Below are 21,833 nucleotides of genomic sequence, written 5' to 3'. Positions count from 1 at the left end.
AAAAGCGCAGGCAGCGCGAGATTTACGTTCACAGGAGACTCCCTCGGAAGGATCCGATCGAGCCGCTTCTGCGTGCCGAAGCTGACAGCAACCTGAACGGCGGTCAGCTTTCGCTCGGTGCGCTACCCCGCTATACCGATGGCCGGTTCGGCCAGTTGCTCCGTGGAGAAAACCAGTTGAGGGTTCTTCTTATCGAGGATGATCCCACGATCGGCAGCGCCGTGCGAGATCACGCCGCCTCGCAGGGTCACGCGGTCGATTGGGCGACCACGCTTGCCGAGGCAGGCGCCTTTGTGGACGTTGTCGATTTCGAACTGATCCTGCTCGATCTGCAACTTCCGGACGGCAGCGGCGTCAGCTATCTGAAGAACCTGCGCGGGCGCGGAAACATGACGCCCGTTATCGTGCTCACGGCCCGGGACCAGATCAGCGACCGCATCGAGGGCCTGAACGCAGGCGCTGACGACTATCTGGTCAAACCGTTCAACCTTGGCGAACTCACCGCGCGTATCCACGCGGTTGCGCGTCGGTACGGCCAGCGCGTTTCGCCGATCCTTCGGCTGGGCGATGTCGAAGTGGAGCCTGCCGAACGGCGGCTCACCGGACCCGACGGCGCTATAGACCTCTCAAGCCGCGAATGGGCCGTTCTAGACTGTCTGCTGCGTCATCCCGGTACGATCGTGTCCAAGTCCCGCATTGAGGATGCGCTCTATGCCTTCGGTTCGGAGGTCCAGAGCAATACCGTCGAGGTTTATGTCAGCAGGCTTCGCAAGAAGCTTGGCAGCCGACGCGTGATTACCGTGCGTGGGTTGGGCTACCGCATGGATCTAGCATGAGCGCTTCCTTCAGCATGACACGCCGATTGATGGTTTGGTTGACGCTCGGCACCGCACTGTTCTGGCTGCTGAGCGCGGGCGTGGGAGCAATCGTGATGCGGGAGGAATTTGACGAGGTTTTCGACAGCGCACTAGAAGAAACCACACAGCGTTTGATGTCGCTGTTGATCGATCAACAGTCACAACGGGGTGCAACTGTCGGATCGAACCAAGCCGATGTTTCGCTGTCAAACACTGGACGGGAATATTTGACCTACCAGTTGCGGGACCAGGCCGGACGAGTGCTGCTGCATTCGCATGATGCGCCGTCTGAGCCCTATGACGTACCTTTGCGGCCGGGCTTCTTCGACGACGAGGATCATCGCACCTATACGGTGGCGGCGGTCAGCAACACCTTGTTCCTACAGGTTGCCGATCCGCTCGATCACCGCCGCGAAGCGATGATGGAAGGCGCACTGGCGCTTGTGTTGCCAATCCTGGGCCTAGTCCCGGTCAGCGTGCTAGCCATATGGCTGATTATCAGTAGGGCATTGCGGCCGATCAGCTTGTTGCAGGCTGAAATCAGCCAGCGCGGTGGCGGCAACCTAAGGCCGCTGGCTCTCGAAGGGATGCCGCATGAACTTGCCGGCATCTCGACCTCTGTCGATACCCTCCTGCTGAGGCTCCAAGCTGCGCTGCAGGCCGAGAGGGATTTCGCAACGCATAGCGCCCACGAATTGCGCACGCCGATTGCTGGCGCCTTGGCCCAAACGCAGCGTCTTCTCGCGGAACTGCCGTCGAGCGCTTTGCAGGCACGTGCACGCCAAATCGAGGCTTCGCTCAACGCCATCGCCCGCTTATCGGAAAAGCTGTTGCAGCTTGCCCGCGCCGATGCCGGCATTGGCGCTGCCGAGACGTCGCTCGATCTGGTTCCCGCTGTGCGTCTGGTTGTGGATGAGTTCAACCGCGTCGGCGGACACGACGGGCGACTTGAACTTGATCTGCCGCCGGGCATCCGCCTGGTCCAAGCGGTCGACATAGACGCTTTCGGCATTGCCCTTCGCAACCTGATCGAAAACGCACTGCGTCATGGCGCGTCAGATGAACCCGTGATGGTTAGGGTTGAGCGACCTAACAGCGTTGCGGTGATCAATGGTGGTCCGGTCGTACCGGATGAAGTCGCTACCGAATGGACCGCCCGCTTCAAGCGTGGCGCTACGAGCAGCCCAGGTTCTGGACTAGGACTTTCGATCGTGTCGCAGCTGGTTGCGACCATGGGTGCTCAGCTGGTCTTTCAGTCTCCGGTACCCTATCGCGGCAGCGGGCTGCGCGTTGCGATCGAGTGGCCAGAAACAACTGGTAGCTCGATCATCGAACAGAGGACAGGCGGGTGGGCTTAGGACACCAAAGCCGCATCAAGCCCATCTTCGAACATGGCAGATGGACAGCTATTATGAACGACTATTTGGCCTCTGCATGGCTGATATGGGTCGTTAGCCGTCCGGCCGCTGCCAGGTATCCTCTGCATTGCCGCTGATTGGCTCCACCTGGTGGAAAGCCGACCATCTGCTTTGCAGTCAACAACCCGGGAAGCAGACATAGGGTTAGCTAAATTGCCTCTGAAACACTGAGGTCGAGGTTCTGTCTCAAGTGCGTTCTCAATGGGGAACTAGACCGAGCTGCACACCCGTTTTGTCGTGCAGGGCGAAGCGGTCGACCAGGTCAGCGCTAGCGTGGTTGTAGCCGACGACCTCGACTTCCGAGCCGTTCCGGCGCAGGCGGGCGATGATCTTGTCGAGGGCGCCCACGCCGGAAATATCCCAGAAATGTGCGGCTGACACGTCGATCACCACCGCCCGGCCTTCTTCGTGTACGAAGGCGCGGATGAAGCGGTCGACGGACGCGAAGAAGATCTCGCCGCTCACTCGGTACAGCACGGGCGTACCATCCGCCTGGATAGACCGCTCGACGGTAAACATGCGGCGCACCTTGCCGGTGAAGAAGATGCCGGACAGGATCACGCCGGCGAGCACGCCTTGCGCGAGATCATGCGTCACCACCACAACCGCGACGGTTACGAGCATCACGATTGAAGAGGTCGGCGGGTGACGGCGCAGGTTGGCGATGGAGTTCCAGCTGAAGGTGCCGATCGACACCATGATCATCACCGCAACAAGGGCGGGCATCGGGATGCGGCCGACGATCGGACCGAGAACCGCAAGAAGAAACAGCAGGAAGGCGCCGGCCACGAAAGTCGAAAGCCGCTTGCGGCCGCCCGAGGTGACGTTGATGACGGACTGGCCGATCATCGCACAGCCGCCCATGCCGCCGAACAGCGCCGACACGATGTTGGTTCCGCCCTGGCCGATGCATTCGCGTCGTTTGTCGCTGTCGGTGTCGGTCATGTCGTCCACGATCTGCGCGGTCATCATGGATTCCAGCAAGCCGACGGCGGCCATGGTGGCCGAATAAGGCAAGATGATCCACAGCGTTTCGAGGGTCAGCGGCACGATGGGGAGGGCGAAGGAGGGCAGGCCTTCCGGCAACTGGCCCATGTCGCTGACGGTGTTGACTGGAAGGTTCAGCGCGATGCTGACGGCAGCCAAAACGAGGATCGCCATCAGGGGCGAGGGCACAGCCTTGGTGAGGCGCGGAAAGAGGTAAATGATGGCAAGGCCGGCGGCAACCATTGCGTAAGTGTGCCAGGTTACGCCGATGAGCTGCGGCAGCTGCGCCATGAAGATCAGGATGGCCAGCGCGTTGACGAAGCCGGTGATCACCGATCGTGACACGAACTGCATTAGGAGATCGAGGCGCAGCAAGCCGGCGACGATCTGGATCAACCCCATCAGGATGGTGGCGGCGAACAGATACTCAACGCCGTGATCCCGAACGAGCGGTGTCACCACGACGGCGACCGCAGCTGTCGCGGCCGAGATCATGCCAGGCCGTCCGCCCAGGAAGGCGATAACCATGGCGATAACTACTGAAGCGTAAAGACCGACACGCGGATCGACGCCGGAAATGATGGAGAAGCCGATCGCCTCAGGAATAAGCGCCAAGGCGACGACGATGCCGGCCAGCACGTCGCGGCGCGCTTGGGCCGCAGTGTTGAACCACTCGGAGCGCGAGCGGGAGATAAAGGTGTTCATGAGATACCAGGAGGCAGGCACATGGAGCCGCCCGGCAAGAGCGGCAAAACTAAGTGAACTATGTGCTCTGTTGTCCGGCGGATCGGCGGCCGGAATAGCCACCCGGGCTCTCACCGGGTCCATGCGACTGAATCCTTATTAGGTCGACTTTGATCAGCAGACAATCTGCTTATTTAGATGCTGGTGACACGTCGCTCTAGAGGATTGCCCAGAGCGATGTCCTTGACCGACTTTCAGGCGAAGCCGAAAGCAGACCTACAGAGTACGCGTTTTGAAGATCGCACGTGTAATTGCGATCTCGACAGAACGGGCTGGCGATCACTTGCGTCGCCGACGGTAGCCTTGCGATTTCTGTTTCATTCGTTCAAAACCCAGCCTGGGTGTTCGCAGTTTCAGACGTGGGCAGGTGATAACGTTGGTCGGGCCGCCAGCGAGATCATCCTGTCTGAGGCACCCGATGGCCAGCATCTTTCGTGTTCGTTCAACTGCATTGCGTCGCTTTCTCGATAGCGAGGCAGCCGGCGGCATCGTCCTCATGGTTGCAGCGGCACTGGCTCTTCTCGTTGCGAACTCACCGTTGGCGACGACCTACTTTGCCGTCCTTAAGACATATGTCGGACCTTTGAGCGTCAGCCACTGGATCAACGATGGGCTGATGGCCATGTTCTTCCTGCTGGTCGGACTTGAGATCAAGCGTGAGTTCGTTGACGGGCAGCTGTCGACCTGGTCGCGCCGTATTCTGCCTGGTCTATGCGCTGCGGGAGGCATGGCGTTCCCCGCCCTGATCTTTGCCTCGTTGAACTGGAGCAACCACGAGGTCATTCGCGGCTGGGCGATCCCAACCGCAACAGACATTGCCTTTGCGTTGGGCGTTCTGTCCCTTCTTGGAAGCAGAGTGCCTGCGTCCATGAAGATCTTTCTCGCCGCACTGGCGATCATCGATGACCTGGGCGCCGTGCTCATCATCGCGATTTTCTATACCAACGACCTGCAGCTTTGGGCGCTGGCTGGCGCCGGGATCGTGATGGGTGTGCTTTTTGGGCTCAACCGCTGCGGCGTCAGGGCATTGTTGCCGTACCTGTTGCTGGGTGCCGTGCTTTCGGTGCTCGTGCTTCTGTCAGGCGTCCATGCAACGGTTGCGGGCGTAGCGCTGGCCTTGACCATTCCTCTCGTATCCCCTGTGGGTGGTCAAAGTGAGCATACCGTTCATTCACCGCTGCATAACCTTGAGCACGCATTGGCCAAGTTTGTGCCATTCATCATCATACCGATCTTCGGCTTCGCCAATGCAGGCGTAAGCCTGAAGGGCGTCGATGCTTCTGCATTGACGAACACGTTGACCATCGGCGTTGCAGGCGGCTTGATGGTGGGGAAGGTCATCGGGGTCTACGGCACCGCGCTTATCGCGGTGAAGTTCGGCTTGGCCGACGCACCGGCGAACGCCGCTCCCTTGCATGTACTTGGAGTGGCCTTGCTGTGCGGTATAGGCTTCACAATGAGCCTCTTCATCGGACTGCTGGCGTTTCCAGACAACCAGCTTCTGCAGGACGAGGTAAAGATCGGCATTCTGTTAGGCTCTGCCCTTTCCGCCGTTCTAGGCACGCTGGTGCTGCGTTTTAGCCCCAGGCCAGGTGGCATCGAAGCACGATCGTTTTAGCAGGTCCGTCTGCTGACCGCTTCATACTGCTGGAGATGTTGGCTCTCTCGCTTTGGAGGATCCTGCGTCCGCAAGCCTTATCAATTGTATACCCCTTTGTACGCATCCTTCAGGTGAGGTTCACCGTTAAAGCCGCACCATGGATGCCAGCTCCATGATGAAGCTGAAGGAAAACCTATGAAGAAGATTATCTTGAGCGCAGTTGCCGCTCTGATTGTTACGACCATGCCGAGCCTTGCACAAACTCATCGCACCGAGGCTCGCGAGCACCGTCAAGATCATCGTATCGTTCGCGGTGCGGTGCGTGGCGAGCTGACACCGCGGGAATTGCGTCAGATCGAACGTCAGCAGCGCCGCATTGATCGCACGCAAAATCGGGCGGCACGTGACGGTTACATCAGCGCGGCCGAGCGCCGCCGGATCGAGCGTCAGCAAAACCGTGCGTCGCGTAACATCCACCGGAAAACCCATAACGGCCGGACCATGTAATTGGCTCTACTAAACTCGGCTCATGAAAATGAAGGCCTGCATCTAGCGGGCCTTCTAACAATGCGGACGGACAGCTTTGATGCCTTTCACGTCTTGCCTTAAATATTGCGGCCCGAACATTGGTGGTCTTTTTACGTTCGGCATCTGAAAGGACTCCGACATGACACCTTACTTCTTCGATGTGCTCGCTAATGACAAACTCACTAAGGACGATCTAGGCTTGGAGCTTAACAGCCTGGAAGAGGTAAGAAGCGCCGCAATGCACGCTCTTCCTGCGATTGCCAAGGACGAGTTGACGATGGAAAGCGACCATCAGAGCTATACGATCCTCGTGCGAAGCGAGGGTGGAGAACCGATCTACACAGCCACGTTGAACTTTGCCGGATTATGGCTCAGTCATGCTAAGCCTGAGCTATAGTCCACAGGCTTCAACCAATCAGGCGTACATATTTTGACAGGTAGACGGCCCACGCAACCTTTATTAGGACATGATCCGTGAAGAGGGGTAGGTGGGCCCATCTTCAGATTTAAAGCGGGTCTCTGAAGCTGGAGCCAGGTGCGTTCCTCCCCAACGGAGTGAATGCCTATGCCTGGGTCTGCCAACGCTGCTCTCATCAAAGGCCTCGCGACAAAAGCGAGGCTCTCTGAAGAAGACCGATCCGCTTTAGCTGCTCTCCCTATCGACGAACTCCATGTCCAGCGCGGACAGGATGTTTTGCGCGAGGGTGATCGACCATCACGCAGCGCCTTGCTGATCTCCGGGCTGACATGCAGTTACAAAACGCTCGCCAGCGGGCGCCGGCAGATCACTGCTTTCTATCATGCTGGCGATGTACCGGATCTTCAAAGCCTGCACTTGGATGTCGCTGACAACAGCATCCTCGCCCTTGTCGATTCCCATATCGGGTATATCCGCCACCGCGATCTGGAGGACATCAGCGCCAAGTATCCAACGGTGTCTAAGGCGCTTTGGCGCGCAACCCTCGTTGACGCGGCAATCTATCGGGAGTGGACCACAAACCTGGGGCAACGGGATGCAATGTCGCGTATGGCGCACCTTTTCTGCGAGACGCTAGTAAAACAGCAGGTCATCGGCCTGGCATCAGGCGACAGCTGCATGTTTCCAGTCACGCAGGCAGAACTCGCGGACGCCCTTGGTCTGTCCGTGGTTCATGTGAACAGATCCTTGATGGAGTTGCGCGCAAGCGGGACCATCAGCTTCGAGCGAGCCGAGCTCATCGTTCACGACCTGGGTGCTCTGGAGAAACAAGGCGGGTTCGACCGATCATACCTCCATCTTCGCATGGATGATCATGCGCCGCATAAGCTGAAATGAAGGAGCTGACGAGATGGAACGGTATTGGACCGAAGAACCTAAGTCGTTGCCTTCAGCAACCGATGATGGCGGCTTGACACCCTACTTCTTCGACTTCCGCGAGGGGAACAGCTTTGTCTCGGACAATGAAGGCGTTGAATTTGCTTCGTTGAAGCTAGCCAGGATGGAAGCCGCTCAGGCGATCACCGGGTATGCGAAGGATGTCGCCACTGAGGATGGTCGACTTGAGATAGTCATTGAGGTGCGAACAGGCAGAGGTTGGCAGGTCACGTCCAGGATCGTGCTTGAGACGACTGGGTAGAGGTATCATCGAAAGATTGGATCTCAGGCTGCGTGAATCGCCCAGATCCATGACACCGATGACCGAAGCTGGCAGTTCCACGACAGCACGCCTGACGCGCTACGAGCTGCCATCTGGGTGCTTCCGAGTCTGCCAAACCAAGTGAACTCTGACGTGATATGACGTGGTCGAGCCAAACATTGACCGCATTGCCATGCAAGCGCGATCGCTTCGGCCTTCGCACCCAGCGCGTTCACTCGCCTTCGCTGCTGCGTGAGATCGCCGAAGACCTCAAACGCATCTCAGGAGACAGGGAAACCAATGCCTGTCGTGTCTACGTTGATGAGGTCCTTCGCTGCCCTTACTGAGGCTTACGCATCTTGGCTATTCGCGTCTACGCTTTGTGGGGCGGGCACCGTACCAAGTCTTGGCTGATGGAGCTGGCAGCGCGGCATACATCTCATAGCCGTCCCGGTAATCGTGAGATGCGATGGCATGATCTGGAGACGTTCACTACGCGTAAAGCGCTGCGCCCTCTTTTGAAGGAGGAGGACGCACATTGGGTTCTCGACGCGCGGTTCACCGACTCAGGATGGAGGTTCGACCAACTCGAGCTTACGTTACCCCTTGTTCCTGATGCCATGTTCCTGAGCCAGCTTGAGGCAGAATTGGCCAGCCAAGATCCGGAACGGAGGTTGGGAGCACTGAGGCTGGTGCGGGCACGTCGAACCTTCTTCGGCAACCGACAAGCTCCCACCGAACGTCTCGTAAGCGATCCCGAAGTCCGGAACTTCGCTTTGGTGCTGCTGCATCAATCTTGGCTTGTAACTAAGCCTAAGCAGAATGGTCAGAACGAGCACAGGAGCACTGAGGTGACAAAGAATGTCGTGCATGCGAGCCCGCGTAAGCCGGCCCGATTGAGATCTCGCAAGGACCGGTCACGAAAATGAAAGCTCGGTAAGCGTGCGAATAATGGCGGGATCGAGGTCGGGATCGGTCGGGCTACTTTTAAGCTGCGTTGCTAATGAGCACCGAGGTGATGACTGGTGGGAAGCGGAACGGCAGGTTTCCGGCGGCAACGTCCAGAAAGTGGACCCACTAAGTGGACGAGCTTCGGCGGCAACGCACCCCATATTTGGGGTTGGGATCAGCTTCACCGCCATCCAGCAGCAGTATTGGAGAGGCCGTACGTGACAATTGAACATTCGGCTCAGCAACTAACTGCCTAATGTCTGTTTTTTGGAAAACATGAGACCCTCTTCGCAGACGGTTCGAATCCTGCTTCAATAAAGTACCGATATAATAGAGAGGGAGTGATGCCGCAGGATCATACAGGTCTTGGAACCCTGCTCGTGCCAGGTTTCCCAGACAGCAAGGTTGTGCTCGATATCGCTCCGGATAACGCCGGCGGCTGGCAGATGGTGCGCGGAACCATCACGGGTGATCCCGCTGTCTTGGCTGCTGCCTTCAACAACAATCAGGAAGCTCGACTGGTGCATGATGCCAGCGGGTTTCTCATGTATGTGACCATCGCGGACGTTGCCGCCGAGGGCATTGCCTTCGTTACGGTGTACGCATCCGAGCAGAGTTCGAAATGATCAATCGGCGAAACTTCGCCGCTGGTGAACTACTCAAATCGCCGTTTTAGAATTGGCGTGAACCGATCAAGGACGACTTCGCGACTTAAGCCATTGTTGGGAAGAAGTGGGCTTAGTGCAGGATCAAACCGGGCTTTGATCGATGAGCATTTCCGAAGACGCCATGTACCGACACCTCGTTGCGGGGGTGAAGGATTATGCCATCTACCTGCTGGATGCCGACGGTACCATCCTGAACTGGAACGAAGGCGCCCAACGGCTGAAAGGCTCCGCCGCCAGCGAGATCATCGGGAAGAACTTCGAGCTGTTCTACACGTCCGACGACAGGCAACGCGGGGCTTCGGCCCGCAACCTTCGTCAAGCGCGATCGCAGCACCATATCTCGGACGAGGGCTGGCGAGTGCGCAAAGACGGTTCCCGGTTTTGGGCTCATGTGACCATCGATGCTGTCTACGACGAGGCGGGTGCCTTCATTGGCTTTGCCAAGATCACCCGCGACATGTCGGAGCGCCGCAATGCCGAGCGGAAGCTGCTCCACATCGCTTCCCATGATGGACTGACGCGTCTGGCCAACCGCGGCCACTTCCAGGAATGCCTGAGTGAAGAGCTTCCACGCGTGGCGTACGGAGCCCGCCTTGCGGTGCACTACATCGATCTCGATCGGTTCAAACATGTCAACGACACGCTTGGCCACGACGCCGGTGACCAGCTTCTCAAGCAGGTCAGCTTGCGCCTGAAGAGCTTGGCTGGTCCTGTTGACATCGTGGCTCGCCTCGGTGGCGATGAGTTCGCTGTCCTGCAAAACTTGGGCAGCCATGAAGAGCCTGGACGACTAGGAGCCGCTATCGTTGAAGCGCTGGATACCCCCTTCGATTTAGGAGGAACGCCATTCAAGATAAGCGCCAGTGTCGGGATAGCTTCATCCCCGGAGCATGGGTTCTCGGCAACGGAGATCCTGCAGAACGCCGATCTCGCTTTGTACGAGGCCAAGCGAAGTGGCCGTAACCGCTGCTTGGTGTTTTCCCACGAGATCAGCGCGTTGGCTACCGACCGGCGCATCAAGGAGCTGAGGCTCCAGCATGCGGTGGCGAGCGAATCCTTTGAACTTCACTATCAACCGGTCGTGAGTGCGAGTTCCGGCGCCGTTGTTGGTTTCGAGGCCTTGTTACGGTGGCCCGAGGATGGGGAAGAACGCCTATTTCCCGACGAGTTCATTCCCATGGCCGAGCGCTTGGGCCTGATGCCTCACATTGGCACCTGGGTCCTGAAGACAGCCTGCAAGGAAGCCGCTTCATGGACCTCCGACGCCGTTATCTCGGTGAACGTATCGGCGACACAGCTTCATGCAGGCTCGTTCGTAGCAACTGTCAAAGACGCATTGGAATTGTCCGGACTGCCAGCACAACGCCTGGAACTCGAGCTCACTGAGACAGCGGTTCTCTACGACATCGAAGCGGCTGCAAAGCTTCTGCTCGAGCTGCATGACCTAGGCGTGATGATCGCGCTCGACGACTTTGGTACGGGGTTCTCGTCGCTCAGCCTGGTGAACCGCCTGCCGCTGGACAGGCTCAAGATAGACAAGTCGTTTGTTCATGGAATGACTGGGTCGGAACGATCGCTGGCGGTAATCAGGGCAGTCACCGCGCTTTGCAAGGGCTATGGGCTTCGCACGACGGCGGAGGGCGTCGAGACCGAGCAACAGCAGCAGCTCCTGGTCATGGAAGGCTGCGAAGAACTTCAGGGCTTCCTGTTTGGCCGCCCAGACAAGACGCCGAACTTTGGTCGACGGTCGAATGTCGGTTGAGAGGATCTAACCATCTAAGAACCATGCCACCTGCCTTGTTCATGAAATTTTCACCCTGATTGCAGCAAGGTGCGTTCGTCGAGCGGCGTAGAGTACTCGTTTGACACAAAGCCCGACCACAGAGCTGATCCGATGTGGTCGGGCTCGATCATCCCAAATTGCTCTGGTATCGGTGGCAGCTAGGCCTCAGCCTTGGACCAGCCACAACGCCACCGGACTGCACGGGTGGAATGCGCCTGTTGATCTCGCTTCCGAAGAGATCCTTGCGGCTGTGTCACTTGCTGTCATCGTGACGAGCCTGGTTTGATCCGCTAGAGAAGCTGGCAGGACTGCTGCCGATGCAGCCAGCGCTTAATCGTTACCCGGTGCATCCGCATGCTTCATACCGATGTTGTTCTAGAAAGATCCGCTCGCATTCGCGCCCTTCGCCAAGGCGGTCTTCTTGACCGAACAGCGCAGGAGCAGTTTGGACATTTGACCGACCATGTCCGTGACGTCTTGAACGTTCCCGTCGCCATTGTGACATTGGTTGATGAGGACAGGCAGGTTTTTGCCGGACATAGTGGATTGCCCTCTCCCTGGGCCGAACGGGGCGAGACCCCGATGACCCATTCGTTCTGCCAGCACGTTGTTGACCGGGCCGCGCCGCTTGTCGTGCCCGATGCCCGTCTCGACACTCTGCTGAAGCACAATCAAGCCATTGGCGACATCGGTGTGGTCGCTTATCTGGGCGTGCCGCTCACCCTGCCCGATGGAGAAGTGGTCGGTGCATTGGCAGCCATCGACGGCAAAGCCCGTTCCTGGTCCGACGCGGACATGCGCCGCCTGCGCTCGATCGCACGAACGGTCGAGAAGGAGATGGAGGTTCGTATCTCCGAGAGCCGGTGGCGAACCCTCTTTGCCAGCTTGCAGGAAGGTTTTGTTCTCGGACGGGTCATCAGGGATGCGACGGGAAAAATCATCGACTGGCGCTACGAGGAGGTCAACGCCGCTTGGTACGATCTTGTCGGCATGCCGCAAGGAAGCGCAATCGGGCGCACCATCCGCCAGATTTTTCCTGGCATCGAGGATGAATGGGTCAACGAGTTTGCCAATGTCGTGGAAACTGGCAAGGTGGTGCGTTTTACCCGGCAAGTTGGCGTTCTTGACCGCTGGTACGATGGTGTGGCGCAGCCGATCGGCTCCGACCGCTTCACGGTGATCTTCCTGGAAGTCACTAACCGTATCGCACACGAGCGCCGTCAAGCCGCGCTCCTGCAGCTCGGTGACAAGCTCAGGGACGTCCGCAGCGTGTCTGACATCACGCTGGCGGCGGCCCAATGCGTGGCATCAGGGCTCGCCGTTGAACGCGTCGGCTTCGGCCCGGTTGATGAGCTATCGGAGACAGTAGACGTTCCTGTAGACTGGTGCGCGCCGGGCGTCACAAGCGTGGCTGGCAAGCACGACTTTCGCTCGTTCGGTTCATACATCGCGGACCTGAAACGCGGCGACACTGTCGAGATTGAGGATGTCGAAAGCGATCCAAGGACTCGCGAGAACCTGCATTCATTCGCAGCAATCGGAACGCGATCGTTGTTGAACCTTCCCATCATGGAAGGCGGGCGTCTCGTTCTGATCGTGTTTGCGCACGCACGGACGCCTCACAGGTGGACAACGGACGAACTGCAGTTCGTGCGGCAAATCGGTGACCGAGCTCACGCGGCCATTGCTCGCATTCAGGCTGAGGAGACCCAGCGGATTCTCAACGGGGAGCTGTCGCACCGTCTGAAAAACACTTTTGCGATGGTGCAGGCAATCGCTACCCAGACGCTGAAGGCTGTTTCGGAGCGCGATGCCGTTGACGCTCTTAGCCAGCGTCTGCGCGCATTATCGCATGCCCATGACGTGTTGATGCAGCAAAGCTGGTCGTCAGCTCGCTTGCAGGATGTCGCAAATGCCGTCCTTCAGGTCTTTGAGGCTGGTAACCGCTTTGTTCTTACAGGACGCAACATTCAGATTGGGCCTAGAGCAACGCTCTCTCTGTCGCTACTGCTGCATGAACTTGGCACCAACGCGGTCAAATACGGCTCTCTATCGGTACCGCAGGGAAGGGTGGAGATCGAGTGGAAGGTCTGTCCTCGGGATGGTGAGGGCGACGAATTCCATCTTGTTTGGCGTGAGCGGGATGGGCCAGCACCGTCTCAACCAAGCGGCCGCGGGTTTGGCTCACGCATCATTCGTATGGGCTTGATTGGAACAGGCGGCGTCGAGCTCAGTTACGAACCAGAGGGCTTCCAGGCTGCGATGAGTGCATCGCTGTCGCAGATGCAGCAGGCGTGACCCAAATGGCGAACAGTTCAATGGAGACACCGGCGACTGACCGGGCGATCGTGCTCGTCATCGAGGACGAGCCGGTTCTTCGTATCGACGTTATAGACATGCTGGAAGATGACGGCTTTCAGGTGGTAGAAGCCACCAGCGTCGAGAACGCGATTGCGATTCTGGAGACGCGCTTTGACATACGCATCGTCTACATGGATTTGGATATGCCCAGGGGGGTTGACGGGATTAAGATCGCCGCGGCCATCCGAGACCGATGGCCTCCGATCGAGATCGTCCTGACCGCGTCGAGAGTCGACGGGGCACGCATCCAGTTGCCTGCTCGTACGAAATTTTTCGCCAAGCCTATTGACCCTTCACAGGTGATGGGCGCCATGCGCACGTTTGCGCGAGAGACTTAAGGCCCCAAATCCTGAGCCGAGTGGAAGTCGGGACCTGCGATCTCATGGCACTGTATAGACTTTCAACCAGGTGACCGGTCTGCTGACACCTCGCCTTCAAGCCTGGCGACCAACTGTGCCTCCTCCGTCCAACGCTGCCGCAGACGCGAGATCTCAACTGCAAAAAGCGCCTCGTGGTGCTGGTCCAAAGCCTCGAAATTGTCGATCAACTTCGACGTTCCATCTCGTAGCCGCGTGGCCATCTCCAGAGCGCTTTTTAACCTTTGATTTTTAGTCCTGTTCCACATGATTTCTGACACAATCCGGGCTTGCGTTCGGATTAGCCGACACCGCGAACGTCGTTATTAGAGAGCATTGCTGATCACGTACTTAGGCTTTGAGTTCAGTCGTCAAGCTCGAGCAGGTTTGATTAATCGGTCTGACGCGAGGTAGAAGCAGGATCTTATAATGGATCAGGCAGTAGGGGTTCTGTGCTAGAATTTTCCGCTCAGAAGTGAGAGTTAAATTGGCTGAGCGACTACAAAAGGGTTGGCTACGTCCAGCCGCTTCTCGCCGGTTCATCGAATGCCGACGACTTGATCTCGCGGTCTTTTGCCCGACAGGTTTAGGGGAGCCAAGGAACCGTAGCCGCTAGCGGATGAATTTCAGGCTTCGGGCGGCGCCTGACCGTTTGCGAGCGTAGTTGTCATCGGGCAGCATGTCTTGATGAAGGAGCGGCATGAAACATTTTGCGACCGCAGTGCTGATAGCACCGCTCTGGGGTCCAGCTCTGTTGGCTGCATACGCGGGGGTGTTTTCGTCCCCATCCGATTTCATGGAGAATGTGGGACGTGGCGCGTGGATCACCATGGCAGCAGGCATAGGTGCTGCGGTGGGCTATGTAGCCATGCTGTTGATTGGACTGCCCACTCATGCGCTGCTGCGGAAACGTGAGTTGCGTTCGCCCGGGGTCTATCTGGCATCATGGTTCGTAATAGCGGTGGCAATCTGGGGCATCACGTTTGTCGCGGGATTTGCGAGCGATGGATTGGGCTTCGCACTTTTCTATCTTGCTGAGACGATCGTCCACCGCCCTTATGTGCCGCTTTCGATCGGCTTCATGTGGGGAGTGGTAGGCGTGACCTTCCAAGCTATTATCCGGTCGGATCGTACGGCCGCGCAGCCTCCACTTACTGACGCGTCGACCTTCCTTGGCATGCCCGCGTCAAACACCCCAAGAAAGCAGCGCGATCGACCCTGACGCCTTCCCGAGGCCGGTCTTTTCGACGCGCCTCGGATTTACGAGGGCCGAGTGAGGCGCAACTACGCTGATGAATAACTGGGGTCGAAGCACGGCCTAAACGGAGCTAGGCGCAGCTTTATAACCCTGATGATCCATGCTGGGCTGATCCGCGAACGGTCGAAAGCCCCGTCTCTTAGCGGCGGCTTTAACATAGGTGCTAGAGCGCCTCGGTCCGAGCAGATATCGCTGTTGACCTCAAAACTGGAAAGGAAAGACAACTGATGACTAGATACTACTTCGACTTCCACGAAGCCGATGCTTCGCTTGTCGATGAAACAGGACTGGAGTTGCCCGACATTGCCGCAGCGAAGAGAGATGCGCTAATGGGTTTGTTGGAAAGAGCGGCAGAGCTGCACGATCTCGGGTTAGATTCCAACCTAAGACTGGAGGCCAGAACAGCTTCAGGTAACGTCTTCTCTGCATCCTTGAGCATGTCCGTTGATCTTGCGAGACAGCCGTCTGCCAAGGTGGGATAGCGGGCATGGCAGATGTCGTGCCAGTTCCGGCAACGCACTTTTCTGTTCCGCTTGAAGGAGAAGCCAGTGAAGATATGGACGCCTCTCGTGTGTTCGACTGCCATAGCATTTCAGTTCCCGGCCATTGCAGGGCAGACAGGCGCCTTTGCAACAGTGAAAAACGCGATGTGGGCCTGTGAGGACGAGCAATCCCTTGCGGAAATCATGACAAAGCGGACGGCAGCCGAGATGAAGGCCGAGGCCGAACGCTCCGGCCGTTGCATCCGCCTCAAAGCGGGCACTCAGATCTGGACCCAAGGCGGCAACGACGTAATCGAGTTCGGCGGCATCGAGGGATACCCAGAGTCGCTCTACTATCCGGCCGTTGGCGTTTCGTACGACTAGGGTGCCGCTAACTCAGCATTTTTCGTTGCTTCTCACTTTTCCCTGGATGTTCTGGGCGCTTCCATCATCCGTCCGATTGAGCGTCAGGACACATTGAACAAGGCTGTTCCAGTCCATCCCGTGCTCAATGATCAGATGGAGTTCCGAAACTTCTTCGAAGTAGTGTGTCGCTTTTTCCAGACCGCGCTCGCCATTGTATTCAATGACCGCCTTCCACCTTTTGTCGGTATGGAGCGTCACGATGTTGCTCATGTCGAACCCTTACCTCAATCTGGCCGTTCATGCAGAAGCTTACGGCGAGATGCCTAAGTGTTGCCGAACGTCTTCTGGATGAGGGTGTTGTGGATCGTCGATCCTTCAAGCACGACCTCCAGATCGTCCTGCGTGGTCACGCGCTCATAGCCTTCTCCTTCTGCCGAGATGCGGTATTGCAGGGCATTTCCCAGCGGCGGCAGTTTGCGCGTCACCTTGTACGTGTTCGTCATCAGCGGCATTGCGAAAACATTCTTGAAGCGGACGGTTTGCCCGACCTCGAAGATATGGATGTTCTGAACTGATACGCGCGCGGGTTTACCGGTGGAGGCGATAATGGTCATTGTTGCTGATCTTTCTTGAGGGCGGATTGTAGATCCGCCAAATCGACGGGCATCATTTGTTTGGTGGGCGAACCAGCAACGATGGCTGGCAGGTGCAGGAAGGTGCCGACGTTCTGCCAAGCGATCCAGGATGCGCCGTCAATAGACTCTTCATCGTAGTCGACGCGATAAGTCCCAGCTGGTTGCGGCATGTCTAAGCCCCATAAGGTGAACTCGCTAGCAAAATGAACAACGTCTTGGCGTGTGCGGCTCGTCATCGATGGGGTCTCCGATTCCAGCGCGCCAATCGACCTGAGTTAGTTATACCTGAGAGCATGACCAAACATCGGCCGAACGAAGTGGCCGAAGCGAGCTTAAGCGGTTGTCGAGCTTATGATTTTGAAGAGAATTCAGAAACGGCGGCCCCAGGTTTCGACACCGCCAAGCCGTTTGGCTAAATCCAACATACGAAGAATGCGCGTATTCCTGGGATAACACAAGGGCGTTGAGAATATTGAAAATAATTTATTTTTCTCTCGTACCACGAGGTTATTATTCATGGCTTCGGAACAAAGGTGTGGCCAGAGCCTTCACTTGAGGGACCATAAAAACCAGACGGTGGTTTGTTTATCTCTCCGCTATTAACGGTGCAGAGAAAATTTCGATTTACAAGGAAAACCTATGTCATTCGAGATTACGCATCTAAACTCGGGTGGCGATCGCGAAAGCCAGTCCGTCAGGCAAGCAGATGCGCTGCCGCTGCTGTCTAGGATCGAACGACTGGGCGGCACAAACATCCAGGTGAGGAGTGCCAACGGCCAAAGATGGACGGCCGCACAAGCTCGGGCTCAGCTGATCTAAACGCCGATTTCGACGACCGCGCAGCAGCGTTTCCTTGGGGCTTTCACGAGTTAGCATACTACTTCTGTGTCCTAAGTGGGCGGGTTGGGTGAAACATCGTCCATACCGCTGCCGCATGTTTCGTCAAACAGCGGCGCCATCCGTCTGCGCTATCTTTCGCCATATGGTCTGCGTCTAGGAATGTAGATGCCGGCCATCAACGTCAAGAATGGGGTCGATGGCTGCCAAGTTGTCGAGAGCCTGCTCCTGTCGTCAAAGTTGCACAGCAGGCGACAGTCGTCAGCTTTTTTGGGTATAGTCAAATGCGCCGCACCCCTTGGCATGGCTCACTTGCACAAGCGGCGGATCAAAATAGCCAGCTTTATAAAAGCTACCCTATTGAGCCAAGTGCTGTGCTACCTTGATTGATCGCCGACGCCAAGGTCGTGAGTTGGTGGAAGCCGTTGAGGCGGCCGGAGGCGTACGGATGGGAAAGCTGCTGGCGACCGCCTCATTCGGTGCCATGTGAGCAAACGCAGAGCTTGTTCCCATCAAGATCGCGGAAATAGGCGCCGTAGTAGTTGGGGTGGTAGGCGGGTCGTAGCCCCGGCTTCCCCTCGCATCGTCCGGCATGCTCGATCGCCAATCCATGACACCGGTCCACGTCAGACCGGCGCTCTGCCAAGAAGGCGATCATCTGACCGTTTCCAGTTGATACAGGTTGACCATCATAAGGACGCGTCACAAGGAAGAGGGGTCTGTCGGACGAGGGTGACTTCCATCCTAGCCAGTTCGCATCCGCGAACTTGATCTCCAATCCTAGCACCCTGAGCCAAGGCTCGTAGAAACGACGTGCGGTCTCGACGTCGGCAGTGCCAACGGTCGTGTGTGAGAACATGATCAACCTCCTTTTTGCGTATAAGCTCTTATGACAGCTTGAACCGCCCCGAGTTTACCGGAGGCGATACCTTCCTTGCGCCATAGACCTCGAAGTTCTCGGCGAAGACACGTTTAATCTCTGGCTTAAGCTCCAGGTCCCGCTTCGCCTTCGCCGACAGCTTCTCAGGATCGGCGCGCTTGGCGACATGATCGTGGTAGGTCGACGGGGCGATCGGCAGCACCTTGCAGATCGGCTCGACCCCATGCGCCTCGCGGTGATCGTCAATGAACGCGATCATCGTTTGAATGGGCGGTCGAGCTCCGCCTGGGCAAAATAAGCGCTCGCTTTGCGCAGAATCTCGTTGGCCTGACGAAGCTCCCGGTTTTCCCGCTCCAGAGCCTTCATCTTCTCGGCAGTGTCCGTCGGCAAACCGGCCCTTTTGCCGGCATCGACCTCCGCCTTCTTCACCCAATCCAGCAGCTTGTGCGCCGAGCAGCCGATCTTCGCCGCTATCGACTGGCAGGCGGTCCAGCGGGAGGAATGGTCAGCCTCATGATCCAACACCAACCGCACCGCGCGCTCGCGCACCTCAGGGGAAAACTTGTTCGTCGTTTTGCTCGTCATGGCTCCATCCTATTTGGAAGTTGGAGCCTCCGGTAAACCCGGGGCGGTTCAAACAGCCGAAAGCGGAACTTCACGTGCCAGAAGCTGGCCAAATGGATTCAGCTCGCAGACGAGCGGATCGAGGAGTACCTGGGATAACTCGATGTTGCCGATCGGGCTGAAGTTGAAGCACCAGGCGCCGCGGGTCGTGTGTCCACGCTCGAAGCGAAGATCGCGCGTATGCGTAAACGGCGCGAGTTGCACCAAGCGATGCTCGCCGATCTTGTGGCGAGCGGTGACAGCCAGCTGTCGTTGACTGATCCCGATGCACGAGAAATGACGATGCACCCCAAGGTTGGTGTCGGCTACAATGGCAGGTCGCTTTTGATGCCGGCCACAAGCTGATCGTTGCGCAGAACGTCACCATTTCCGGTGGTCACCTCGGCTTTTTAATGCAAACGGCCAACGCCGCCCGTCGCTGACAAGGGCTACAACAAAGGCGAGGATATCGCCGCCTGCGAGGATCATGGCGTTGTGCCCTATGTGGCACAGCCGTAGCGCGGCTCTGCGATTGCCTTCTGCTATTGCAACAGAGACGAGTTCGCTACGATCTAGAGGCAGATTGCTACGTCGGTCCAGCAAGGGAGCGCCTTGAGCCTTATAACCGCTCTAGCAGGGACGAGCATGTCTCCATCCGCTACACCAATTTAAGGGCTTGCCAGACTTGTGCCTGGAAGCCTGAATGCACTTCAGGCTCCCGGAGAAGCATCGATCGCTCGGAAAACGAGGCTGTTCTCGAGCGCATGGCCGAACGCCTTGCGGCCCGACTTGAAATCTCGCCAAGCGGCGAGAGATGGTCGAGCACCTCTTCGGATCGATCAAGCAACGGATGAACCAGGGCGCATTCCTCATGCGCGGTCTCGTCAGCGTAAACGCTGAGTTCAGCTTGACGGCACTCGCCTACACTTTGCGCCGAGCCGTCAACATTTTGGGCGTTTCGCGCTTCTACACGCCGTAGAAGTCTAACCGGTGTAAACTTCAGCTTCCTACAGGAATTATTGCGTCAAACGGGTTCGATGTGGCGGATCTGAAGCCACTGTCAGCGGTCCGAGTTAAAGACGTCCCCTTACCGCCCGCCTTGCAGCATTGGCCTGCATCGGACATCCCGGTCCCGGGTTTTCGGGCGGTCTGACATGTTTTCCGTATATGTTTTCCGCTGACTGCCGTTAAGGCCAAGCTAAGTGGCGGCTCTTATCTACGCTGGTGGTCAGCAGTTGGTGGAGGATGTTAGGATACCCCTTGATGTTTCAGAAATCTGTCGCCGATTAGTGCGCCAGATCTCATTAGCTCTTCGATAACATTCCGGGGGATTTGACTCGAGTGTAGAGGCCGATCATCCCGCAGATGGATTTGGCTAACTGGCAATGTCCATCTTGTGGGTCAGCATCACTTTTCCTGATTTAGCACGTGCTGCGGCTTAGGCTTAGAGCGTCAATCCGATCTAGCGCATGTTGCCTAATATGCGCATGCACGTTCCCGAACGCTACATTGGCGTTGAACTTAGAAAGCAATTCTTCGTCGGAAAGTGGCTCGTTTTTGCCGCCGCGCATATGGGGTTTGCGCACCTCGATCACGCGTCCGTCCTTCAGCCGGGCGCGGATCCGCCCGGTGAAGTTGCGCGGATACGCGTCGTTGGGATCGATCTCGTAGAGCACCTTCGCCGCGAGCGCCCGCACGGCGGTTTCAGCTACTCGCGCGTCGGTAAACTGTTTCAACCCGGCGGCACCGTCGAGAAAGCCGACAGCAACACAGAATGGGGTGGAAAACTTTGCGGCATAACCGTTGGGCGGTGTTTGCTTGAGTTTGAGCGGTTCCCAAAGGCGGTGAATGGTGCCTTCGCCAACGAAACATAGGAGTTGCTCTATGTTCTCGGCCTCAATGCCCTGGCGGGCAAGTTCGAGCGCACAGTCCACGAAAGGTTGGGTCATGGTTCCGCACGCGTAAGGTTTGAAGGCGACTTCCTCCATGATCCAGCGCTCGCCCAGCCCATCCAGCACGGAGGCGAAATCAGGTACCTTCGATGGCGCAAAGGCTTTGAAAAACCCGTGCGAACCTTCAAGCACGGTGCTTGGGCCTACAAAACCGTTTTCGGCAAGAAGGGCCGCGCGCAGGCCGGCGCCGGCAGCCGCGCCGGCATGAAGTCGTTTCGTCCAGCTTCCATCGGCGAGATATTCGATGATCCCTGAAGCAAGGCTGCCGGCTGTGCCTAGAGCATTAACAAAACGCTCTTCATCGAGCTTGAGGGCCGCACTGGCTGCCGCTGCGGCTGCAAGTGCGCCAATTACGGCCGTTGGATGAAAACCTGCCTTGTGAATGGCTTGTGGCGCGACGAGGCTTAAGCGGCACATCAGTTCAGCACCAACCGCGATGCCTCGCACGATAGTCTCGGTATCGAGCGCGCGTTGGTCGGCAAGCGCAAGAATGGCCGGCACGACGACCGCTCCAGCATGAACTGGACCGCCTTCAAACGTGTCGTCGAAATCTTCGCCATGCGCCGCCGTTCCGTTGACGAGGGCTGCATCATAAAGGTTCAGGCGCCGTTCATGGCCAAAAACGGTAGCCGGACCTTCGCTGACGCAGGAACCAAGAACCGCTTGAACATAAGCGGTTTCGCGTGCTGCGATTGCAAGGCCTACGATATCGAGGCTTAGTCGCCAGGCAGTGTGGCGAGCGCCCTCCGGCAAATGCGCTCCATCCAACCGTTGGGCAATCTGTCGCGAAAGCGGGACGCCAGTCATGTTCTCGTGATGGTTCATGATTGCGTTTCCTTGAGTTTAAGCGCCGAGGCATCGCGACGCGAGCGGCGTGCTTCACGGATGTCGCGGCTCAGTGAGAAGACAATGAAGCAGAACGAGACGAGCAGAAGACCGACTGCAATCGGA

21 protein-coding genes, 2 pseudogenes and 2 other annotated features are annotated in these 21,833 nt (G+C 57.6%); of the genes and pseudogenes, 16 read left to right on the top strand and 7 right to left on the bottom strand.

What is annotated here, in order from left to right; all coding sequences use genetic code 11:
• The first annotated feature begins 176 nt into the window (after positions 1-176).
• Together RTX98_RS00210 and RTX98_RS00205 are read left to right on the top strand one after the other, a co-directional pair.
• On the top strand, positions 177-836 hold the full coding sequence (locus RTX98_RS00210) for a response regulator transcription factor (protein WP_312793766.1): 660 nt from the start codon (positions 177-179) through the stop codon (positions 834-836).
• Positions 833-2,215: an ATP-binding protein gene (locus RTX98_RS00205; protein ID WP_312793764.1), complete on the top strand. Its 1,383-nt coding sequence runs from the start codon at positions 833-835 to the stop codon at positions 2,213-2,215. Before RTX98_RS00210 ends, RTX98_RS00205 begins: the two co-directional genes overlap by 4 nt.
• Positions 2,216-2,473: 258 nt before the next feature.
• Here the strand turns inward: RTX98_RS00205 and RTX98_RS00200 are convergent, their stop codons facing one another.
• On the bottom strand, positions 2,474-3,967 hold the full coding sequence (locus RTX98_RS00200; protein ID WP_312793898.1) for a SulP family inorganic anion transporter: 1,494 nt from the start codon (positions 3,965-3,967) through the stop codon (positions 2,474-2,476).
• A gap of 68 nt (positions 3,968-4,035) precedes the next feature.
• Positions 4,036-4,091, bottom strand: a sequence feature (sul1 is cis-regulatory element that is thought to sense ions involved in sulfur or methionine metabolism; They are found in Alphaproteobacteria).
• Positions 4,092-4,424: 333 nt separating this feature from the next.
• On the opposite strand from RTX98_RS00200, the gene nhaA reads away from it, so the two are divergent.
• The 12 genes from nhaA to RTX98_RS00140 all read left to right on the top strand — a co-directional run bounded on the left by nhaA (position 4,425) and on the right by RTX98_RS00140 (position 15,993).
• Positions 4,425-5,624 (top strand): Na+/H+ antiporter NhaA, encoded by a 1,200-nt coding sequence (gene nhaA, locus RTX98_RS00195; protein WP_312793763.1) that lies wholly within the window; start codon positions 4,425-4,427, stop codon positions 5,622-5,624.
• 177 nt (positions 5,625-5,801) lie between these two features.
• Positions 5,802-6,113: a hypothetical protein gene (locus tag RTX98_RS00190; protein WP_312793762.1), complete on the top strand. Its 312-nt coding sequence runs from the start codon at positions 5,802-5,804 to the stop codon at positions 6,111-6,113.
• 160 nt (positions 6,114-6,273) lie between these two features.
• Positions 6,274-6,531, top strand: a complete 258-nt coding sequence (locus RTX98_RS00185) for a DUF6894 family protein (protein ID WP_312793761.1) — start codon at positions 6,274-6,276, stop codon at positions 6,529-6,531.
• 168 nt (positions 6,532-6,699) lie between these two features.
• Complete coding sequence (locus RTX98_RS00180) at positions 6,700-7,449, top strand: Crp/Fnr family transcriptional regulator (RefSeq protein WP_312793760.1); 750 nt, start codon at positions 6,700-6,702, stop codon at positions 7,447-7,449.
• Between the two features lie 13 nt (positions 7,450-7,462).
• The gene (locus tag RTX98_RS00175; RefSeq protein WP_312793758.1) at positions 7,463-7,750 is read left to right on the top strand and encodes a DUF6894 family protein; all 288 of its coding nucleotides are present in this window, start codon (positions 7,463-7,465) and stop codon (positions 7,748-7,750) included.
• 1,292 nt (positions 7,751-9,042) lie between these two features.
• A complete protein-coding gene (locus RTX98_RS00170; RefSeq protein WP_312793756.1) occupies positions 9,043-9,327 on the top strand; it encodes a hypothetical protein in 285 nt (94 codons plus the stop codon).
• A gap of 142 nt (positions 9,328-9,469) precedes the next feature.
• Positions 9,470-11,131: a putative bifunctional diguanylate cyclase/phosphodiesterase gene (locus RTX98_RS00165; RefSeq protein ID WP_312793754.1), complete on the top strand. Its 1,662-nt coding sequence runs from the start codon at positions 9,470-9,472 to the stop codon at positions 11,129-11,131.
• A gap of 375 nt (positions 11,132-11,506) precedes the next feature.
• A complete protein-coding gene (locus tag RTX98_RS00160; RefSeq protein WP_312793752.1) occupies positions 11,507-13,450 on the top strand; it encodes a GAF domain-containing protein in 1,944 nt (647 codons plus the stop codon).
• 5 nt (positions 13,451-13,455) lie between these two features.
• On the top strand, positions 13,456-13,851 hold the full coding sequence (locus RTX98_RS00155; RefSeq protein WP_312793750.1) for a response regulator: 396 nt from the start codon (positions 13,456-13,458) through the stop codon (positions 13,849-13,851).
• A 718-nt stretch (positions 13,852-14,569) separates the two neighbouring features.
• Positions 14,570-15,091 (top strand): hypothetical protein, encoded by a 522-nt coding sequence (locus RTX98_RS00150; protein ID WP_312793748.1) that lies wholly within the window; start codon positions 14,570-14,572, stop codon positions 15,089-15,091.
• A gap of 263 nt (positions 15,092-15,354) precedes the next feature.
• Positions 15,355-15,609: a DUF6894 family protein gene (locus RTX98_RS00145; protein ID WP_312793746.1), complete on the top strand. Its 255-nt coding sequence runs from the start codon at positions 15,355-15,357 to the stop codon at positions 15,607-15,609.
• 204 nt (positions 15,610-15,813) lie between these two features.
• A complete protein-coding gene (locus RTX98_RS00140; protein WP_312793745.1) occupies positions 15,814-15,993 on the top strand; it encodes a hypothetical protein in 180 nt (59 codons plus the stop codon).
• A 12-nt stretch (positions 15,994-16,005) separates the two neighbouring features.
• Here the strand turns inward: RTX98_RS00140 and RTX98_RS00135 are convergent, their stop codons facing one another.
• The 5 genes and pseudogenes from RTX98_RS00135 to RTX98_RS00115 form a co-directional block, all read right to left on the bottom strand.
• On the bottom strand, positions 16,006-16,245 hold the full coding sequence (locus RTX98_RS00135) for a hypothetical protein (RefSeq protein WP_312793744.1): 240 nt from the start codon (positions 16,243-16,245) through the stop codon (positions 16,006-16,008).
• Between the two features lie 53 nt (positions 16,246-16,298).
• A complete protein-coding gene (locus RTX98_RS00130; RefSeq protein WP_312793742.1) occupies positions 16,299-16,589 on the bottom strand; it encodes a hypothetical protein in 291 nt (96 codons plus the stop codon).
• On the bottom strand, positions 16,586-16,846 hold the full coding sequence (locus RTX98_RS00125; RefSeq protein WP_312793740.1) for a hypothetical protein: 261 nt from the start codon (positions 16,844-16,846) through the stop codon (positions 16,586-16,588). The genes RTX98_RS00130 and RTX98_RS00125 overlap by 4 nt, the downstream gene beginning before the upstream one ends.
• Positions 16,847-17,919: 1,073 nt before the next feature.
• On the bottom strand, positions 17,920-18,306 hold the full coding sequence (locus RTX98_RS00120) for a VOC family protein (protein ID WP_312793736.1): 387 nt from the start codon (positions 18,304-18,306) through the stop codon (positions 17,920-17,922).
• Between the two features lie 67 nt (positions 18,307-18,373).
• A pseudogene (locus tag RTX98_RS00115) lies at positions 18,374-18,912 on the bottom strand (transposase); the annotation flags it as partial.
• Positions 18,512-18,628, bottom strand: a sequence feature (AL1L pseudoknot). (Overlaps the previous pseudogene by 117 nt.)
• 189 nt (positions 18,913-19,101) lie before the next feature.
• Here RTX98_RS00115 and RTX98_RS00110 point away from each other — a divergent pair.
• Entirely contained in the window at positions 19,102-19,296 is a 195-nt protein-coding gene (locus RTX98_RS00110) for a hypothetical protein (protein ID WP_312793734.1), read from the top strand.
• A 439-nt stretch (positions 19,297-19,735) separates the two neighbouring features.
• A pseudogene (locus RTX98_RS00105) lies at positions 19,736-19,909 on the top strand (transposase); the annotation flags it as partial.
• A 442-nt stretch (positions 19,910-20,351) separates the two neighbouring features.
• Here the strand turns inward: RTX98_RS00105 and RTX98_RS00100 are convergent.
• On the bottom strand, positions 20,352-21,689 hold the full coding sequence (locus RTX98_RS00100) for an MmgE/PrpD family protein (protein WP_312793897.1): 1,338 nt from the start codon (positions 21,687-21,689) through the stop codon (positions 20,352-20,354).
• Positions 21,690-21,833 lie beyond the last annotated feature (144 nt).

This window comes from Tianweitania sp., assembly GCF_032053605.1.
Lineage (GTDB): Bacteria > Pseudomonadota > Alphaproteobacteria > Rhizobiales > Rhizobiaceae > Tianweitania.
Note: the sequence above shows the minus strand (reverse complement) of the source record. Positions and strands in the feature narration are given on the sequence as shown.

What these genes read in the sequence shown, in the direction of transcription:
- RTX98_RS00160 (WP_312793752.1), top strand. Translation starts at nt 11,507, where the DNA reads ATGCTTCATACCGATGTTGTTCTAGAAAGATCCGCTCGCATTCGCGCC.
- RTX98_RS00205 (WP_312793764.1), top strand. Translation starts at nt 833, where the DNA reads ATGAGCGCTTCCTTCAGCATGACACGCCGATTGATGGTTTGGTTGACG.
- RTX98_RS00100 (WP_312793897.1), bottom strand. Translation starts at nt 21,689, where the DNA reads ATGACTGGCGTCCCGCTTTCGCGACAGATTGCCCAACGGTTGGATGGA.
- RTX98_RS00120 (WP_312793736.1), bottom strand. Translation starts at nt 18,306, where the DNA reads ATGTTCTCACACACGACCGTTGGCACTGCCGACGTCGAGACCGCACGT.
- RTX98_RS00180 (WP_312793760.1), top strand. Translation starts at nt 6,700, where the DNA reads ATGCCTGGGTCTGCCAACGCTGCTCTCATCAAAGGCCTCGCGACAAAA.
- RTX98_RS00135 (WP_312793744.1), bottom strand. Translation starts at nt 16,245, where the DNA reads ATGAGCAACATCGTGACGCTCCATACCGACAAAAGGTGGAAGGCGGTC.
- RTX98_RS00165 (WP_312793754.1), top strand. Translation starts at nt 9,470, where the DNA reads ATGAGCATTTCCGAAGACGCCATGTACCGACACCTCGTTGCGGGGGTG.
- RTX98_RS00155 (WP_312793750.1), top strand. Translation starts at nt 13,456, where the DNA reads ATGGCGAACAGTTCAATGGAGACACCGGCGACTGACCGGGCGATCGTG.
- RTX98_RS00125 (WP_312793740.1), bottom strand. Translation starts at nt 16,846, where the DNA reads ATGACGAGCCGCACACGCCAAGACGTTGTTCATTTTGCTAGCGAGTTC.
- RTX98_RS00140 (WP_312793745.1), top strand. Translation starts at nt 15,814, where the DNA reads ATGACAAAGCGGACGGCAGCCGAGATGAAGGCCGAGGCCGAACGCTCC.
- RTX98_RS00190 (WP_312793762.1), top strand. Translation starts at nt 5,802, where the DNA reads ATGAAGAAGATTATCTTGAGCGCAGTTGCCGCTCTGATTGTTACGACC.
- nhaA (WP_312793763.1), top strand. Translation starts at nt 4,425, where the DNA reads ATGGCCAGCATCTTTCGTGTTCGTTCAACTGCATTGCGTCGCTTTCTC.
- RTX98_RS00175 (WP_312793758.1), top strand. Translation starts at nt 7,463, where the DNA reads ATGGAACGGTATTGGACCGAAGAACCTAAGTCGTTGCCTTCAGCAACC.
- RTX98_RS00145 (WP_312793746.1), top strand. Translation starts at nt 15,355, where the DNA reads ATGACTAGATACTACTTCGACTTCCACGAAGCCGATGCTTCGCTTGTC.
- RTX98_RS00185 (WP_312793761.1), top strand. Translation starts at nt 6,274, where the DNA reads ATGACACCTTACTTCTTCGATGTGCTCGCTAATGACAAACTCACTAAG.
- RTX98_RS00200 (WP_312793898.1), bottom strand. Translation starts at nt 3,967, where the DNA reads ATGAACACCTTTATCTCCCGCTCGCGCTCCGAGTGGTTCAACACTGCG.
- RTX98_RS00150 (WP_312793748.1), top strand. Translation starts at nt 14,570, where the DNA reads ATGAAACATTTTGCGACCGCAGTGCTGATAGCACCGCTCTGGGGTCCA.
- RTX98_RS00130 (WP_312793742.1), bottom strand. Translation starts at nt 16,589, where the DNA reads ATGACCATTATCGCCTCCACCGGTAAACCCGCGCGCGTATCAGTTCAG.